The organism is Phenylobacterium sp., from assembly GCF_030693805.1.
In the GTDB taxonomy this organism is placed as follows: Bacteria; Pseudomonadota; Alphaproteobacteria; order Caulobacterales; family Caulobacteraceae; genus Phenylobacterium.
Genome location: NZ_JAUXZW010000177.1, coordinates 1 through 4,663, shown reverse-complemented (window position 1 = coordinate 4,663; position 4,663 = coordinate 1). Strand labels below are relative to the sequence as shown.

Genomic DNA, 4,663 nt, shown 5'->3' with positions numbered 1-4,663 from the left:
CCACGGCGCGGGCCTGGGGCCGGCCGGCGTTCTCCACCGCCAGCGCGGGCGTGTCGCCCGCCCTGCCCTCCGCCATCAGCCGGCCCGCCGCAGCGGCCGCCGCATCGCGCGCCATGTACAGCACCACGGTCGTCTGGGCGTCGGCCAGGCCGGCCCAGCCGCCATCGACCAGCGCCCCGTCCTGCACGCGCGCGGTGGCGAACGCCACGCGCCGCGCCTCGCCGCGATGGCTCAAGGGGAAAGCGAACTGCGCCGCTGCGGCGCTGGCCGCGGTGACGCCCGGAACGATCTCCACGGCGACGCCGTGCGCTTCCAGGAAGGCGCGCTCCTCGCCCGAGCGACCGAATACTGACGGGTCGCCGCCCTTCAGCCGCACGACCCGCAGACCCTTGCGCGCCAGACGCAGCATCAGCCGGTTGATCTCGCCCTGGTCCATGCTGGTTTTGCCAGACCGCTTGCCGGTCTGGATACGGACGCAGCCAATGGGCGCCAGCTCCAGGACCTCCTCGGTGATCAGCGCGTCGTAGAGCAGCGCCTGGGCGCCCTCGACGGCGCGCAGCGCACGCACCGTCATCAGGTCGGCCGCGCCGGGGCCAGCGCCCACCAGCAGCACGCTTCCGGCATCAGGCGGCATTCAGGGCCTCCTTCGGCATGGCGGCGAGCAGACGCGCGATCTCGGGGCGGCACGATCCGCAGTTGGTTCCGGCGCCGGTGACCGCGCCGACGGCGTCGAGGTGGCGCGCTCCAGCACCAATCGCCGCCTCGATGGTCTTGGTCCCGACCTTCAGGCAGGCGCAGACCATCTGCCCGACGTCGACGGTGTCGACCGAGCGACCGGCCAGCAGGGCGATGCGGTCGCCCAGCTCCAGCGCGTCGTCCAGGAAGCGGTCGGCGATCCAGCCACGCGCCGGCAATCCGCCCATCTCGACGATGGCCAGCACGCGCTCGGCCCGACCCTCGGTGATCACCGCACGGCGGAGCGCGCCGCGCGCAGGATCATCCATGGTGAGCACTTCGCCCTCGGCGCGGCGCATCAACGCCTCGACCACGGCCTCGCGCTCCGCCGCGCCGCCCAGGCCGGCGAACTCGTGGACCTGGCAGCCATCGTAGGGCGTGCGCCGCCAGATCAGGTCCAGGCCCTCGGGCGCCGTCCAGGCCTCGCGGGCGACGAAGAAGCCGCGCCAGGCTTCGCCGTAGGGGCTCACCCGCGCCGGCGTGTGCTTGAATTCGGGTTGGCCGGAGGTGGGATCGACGTCGGCCTCGACCAGCGGATTGCAGCGGCCGGACGGCGCGAAGGCGTCGGTCCAGTGCATGGGCAGGAACAGCGAACCCGGCCTTTGGCGCTCGCTGATCCGCGCGGTCACCACCGCGCGACCGGCCGTGGTCTCGACCACCGCCAGTTCGCCCTCGGTCAGTCCGGCGCGTGCGGCGTCGACAGGGTGCACCTCGACCATCGGCTCGGGCGCATGGCGGCAGAGTTCGGGAGCCAGGCCGGTGCGGGTCATGGTGTGCCAGTGGTCGCGAACGCGGCCGGAATTCAGCGACAGCGGCCATTCGACGCTAACGGCGCGCGCCGGGCCCTTGGCGGCGACGGCGACCATGCGCGCGCGGCCGTCTGGTGTCTGGAACCGCCCGTCGGTGAACAGGCGCGCGGTGTTCGCGCCCTGCGTCTTGACCGGCCACTGCACCGGCGCGAAGTCGGCGTAGGCGGCCTCGTCCATCCCGCTCAGGCCTGAGAGGTCAAGGAACCGTGCGCCGTCGTTTTCGAAGGCGGTCAGCGCGGCGTGCTCGGCGAACACCTGGGCCGGTGTGGTCCAGGCGAACGCCTCGCCATGACCCATGGCGCGGGCGACGTCGGCGACGATCCGCCAGTCGGCGCGCGCCTCGCCTGCCGCGGCGAACAGCGCCCGCTGGCGGCTGATGCAGCGCTCGGAGTTGGTGACCGTGCCCTCCTTCTCGCCCCAGGCCAGAGCCGGCAGCTTTACGTGCGCGAAGTCCAAGGTGTCGGTCTGCGCCATGCAGTCGGAGACCACCACGAACGGGCAGGCGGCCAGAGCCTCGCGCACGCGGCTGGCGCGCGGCATGCTGACGGCCGGGTTGGTGGCCATCACCCACAGCGCCTTGATGCGGCCGTCGTGGACCGCCTCGAACATGTCGACGGCCTTCAAGCCCGGCTTTTCGGTAAGCGCCGGCGCGCGCCAGAAGCGTCGCACTCTGTCGCGTTCGGCCTCGCTGAAGTCCATGTGGGCGGCGAGCGTCGAGGCCATGCCGCCGCTCTCTCGCCCGCCCATGGCGTTGGGCTGGCCGGTGATCGAGAACGGCGCGGCCCCCGGCTTGCCGATCTTGCCGGTGGCCAGGTGGGCGTTGATCACCGCCAGTCCCTTGGCGACCCCCTGGGCGGACTGGTTGGAGCCCATGCTGAACAGGCTGACGGTGCGCGTGCTCGCCGCGAACGCCACGTAAAAGGCCTCCACCGACGACGGCTCGAGGCCGCAGTCGCGGGCCACGGCCTCCAGGCTCTGGTCGTCGCGCGCCAGGCTGGCCAGCGTCTCGTCGAAGCCGGCCACATGGTCGCGGACGAAGTCGTGGTCGACCGCGCCGTGGGCGTCCAGCCAGGCCAGCAGGCCGTTCCACAGCCGCACGTCGGTCTGCGGCGCGATGGGCAGGAACAGGTCGCAGCCCTCGGCGGTGTCGGTGCGGCGCGGATCGATGACGATCCATTGCTGGCCGTGGCTGCGCGCCTTCTCCATACGGCGGAACAGCACCGGATGGGTCCACGCCGCGTTGTGGCCGCTGAACACCACAAGATCCGCGAGGTCCAGGTCCTCGTAGCAGCCAGGGACCAGGTCGGCGCCGAACGCCTGCTTGTGGGCGACGACGGCCGACGCCATGCAGAGCCGGGAGTTGGTGTCGATGTTGCCCGAGCCGATGAAGCCTTTCATCAGCTTGTTGGCCGCGTAGTAGTCCTCGGTCAGAAGTTGGCCGGAGACGTAGAAGGCGACGCTGTCTGGGCCATGTTCGGCTATGGCGCGGGAGAATCGATCGGCGACCAACGCGATGACCGCGTCCCAGCCGACCGGTTGACCGAAAGCCTCGGGGAGCAGCAGCCTGCCCTCAAGGCCGACCGTGGATCCCAGCGCGGAACCCTTCGAACACAGCCGCCCCGAGTTGGCCGGGTGATCGGCGTCGCCCTTCACGTCCAGCACGCGCCCAGGCCCGGCCCGGCCCGCCACCCCGCAGCCGACGCCGCAATAGGGACAGGCGGTCCGGACCTCGCTCAACCGTCCGTGCGGATCAGGATCCGCCCTTCCTCGATGCGCAGCGGGATCACCGGAGCGCAGCCCTGGCCGCGATCAGCGCCCATGGCTTCGCCGCTGGCCAGGTCGATCGCCAGGCCGTGTAGCGGACAGGTGACCGAGCGGCCGTGGACGATGCCCTGGCTCAGCGGACCGCCCTTGTGCGGGCAGCGGTCGCGCAAGGCGAACACCTCGTTGTCGCCGCTGCGGAATACCGCGATGTCGCCGCCGGGCGTCGGCACCCGGCGAGCGCCGCGGCGCGGGATGTCGGTGATCGCGCCGACGTCGGTCCACAGGCCAGATGCAGGGATCAGCATCGCATTCATGCGCCTACGAACTCCAAACGCCGGCTGAGCGGGTTGAATTCGTCGCCGTCGCGCCCGGCCACCCGCTCAGCCCAGGGATCGATGCGCGAGAAGCGCTGCGAATAGGCGAAGCGGTCGTAGAGCGCCTTGCGCAGGTCCGCGTCCTCGATCTGGGCGCGGATGGTCTCCAGGCCGACGCGGTCCATCCACTTGTAGATCCGCTCCAGGTACCAGCCCTCCTCGCGGTAGAGCTGGGTGATGGCGCAGATCGCCCACACCGCCTCGTCCTCGCCGGCGACCTTGGTCAACAGCTCGGTGCCACGGATGTGCAAGCCGGCCGCACCGCCGATGTGGATCTCGTAGCCGCTGTCGACGCAGATCACGCCGATGTCCTTGCAAGTCGCCTCAGCGCAGTTGCGCGGACAGCCGGACACCCCGAGCTTGACCTTGGCCGGCGTCCACGACCCCCACATGAATTTTTCGAGCCTGACGCCCAGGCCGGTGGAGTCCTGGGTGCCGAACCGGCACCAGTCGGAGCCGACGCAGGTCTTCACCGTGCGCAGCGCCTTGCCGTAGGCGTGGCCTGAGACCATGCCCGCCGCGTTCAGATCGGCCCACACCGCCGGCAGGTCGTCCTTGGCGACGCCCAAGAGGTCGATGCGCTGGCCGCCCGTCACCTTCACGGTGGGAATGGCGAACTTGTCGACCACGTCGGCGATGGCGCGCAGCTCCAGGCTGCTGGTGACGCCGCCCCACATCCGCGGCACCACCGAATAGGTGCCGACCTTCTGGATATTGGCGTGGGCGCGCTCGGTGATGAACCGCGACTGCTTGTCGTCGCGGTATTCGCCGGGCCAGGCCGCCAGCAGGTAGTAATTCAGCGCCGGGCGGCAGGTCGGGCAGCCGTCCGGGGTGGACCACTCCAGCGCCTGCATGACCGCCGGCATCGATTTCAGTTCTTCTTCCAGGATGCGTTTGCGCAGCACGCCGTGGCCGTGGCTGGTGCAGCCGCACACGGACTCGGGCCCGGTCTGGACCTCGAAGGCGTCGCCCAGCTGTAGG

The 4,663-nt window shown here is 70.9% G+C and carries 4 protein-coding genes; all 4 read right to left on the bottom strand.

Features of this window, described 5'->3' with window-relative positions; genetic code table 11:
- Positions 1 to 634: uroporphyrinogen-III C-methyltransferase (cobA, locus tag Q8M88_RS07345; RefSeq protein WP_305595897.1), on the bottom strand; the 634-nt coding region annotated here is incomplete at its 3' end.
- Positions 624 to 3,281, bottom strand: coding sequence for a nitrate reductase (locus tag Q8M88_RS07340; RefSeq protein WP_305595895.1), 2,658 nt, complete (start codon positions 3,279 to 3,281; stop codon positions 624 to 626). The genes cobA and Q8M88_RS07340, both read right to left, overlap by 11 nt.
- Positions 3,278 to 3,622 carry a nitrite reductase small subunit NirD gene (gene nirD, locus Q8M88_RS07335; RefSeq protein WP_305595893.1) on the bottom strand — a complete coding sequence of 115 codons (345 nt, stop codon included), beginning with the start codon at positions 3,620 to 3,622 and terminating at the stop codon, positions 3,278 to 3,280. The genes Q8M88_RS07340 and nirD overlap by 4 nt, the downstream gene beginning before the upstream one ends.
- The coding region (locus tag Q8M88_RS07330) for a (2Fe-2S)-binding protein (protein ID WP_305595891.1) at positions 3,619 to 4,663 on the bottom strand (1,045 nt) is incomplete at its 5' end. The genes nirD and Q8M88_RS07330, both read right to left, overlap by 4 nt.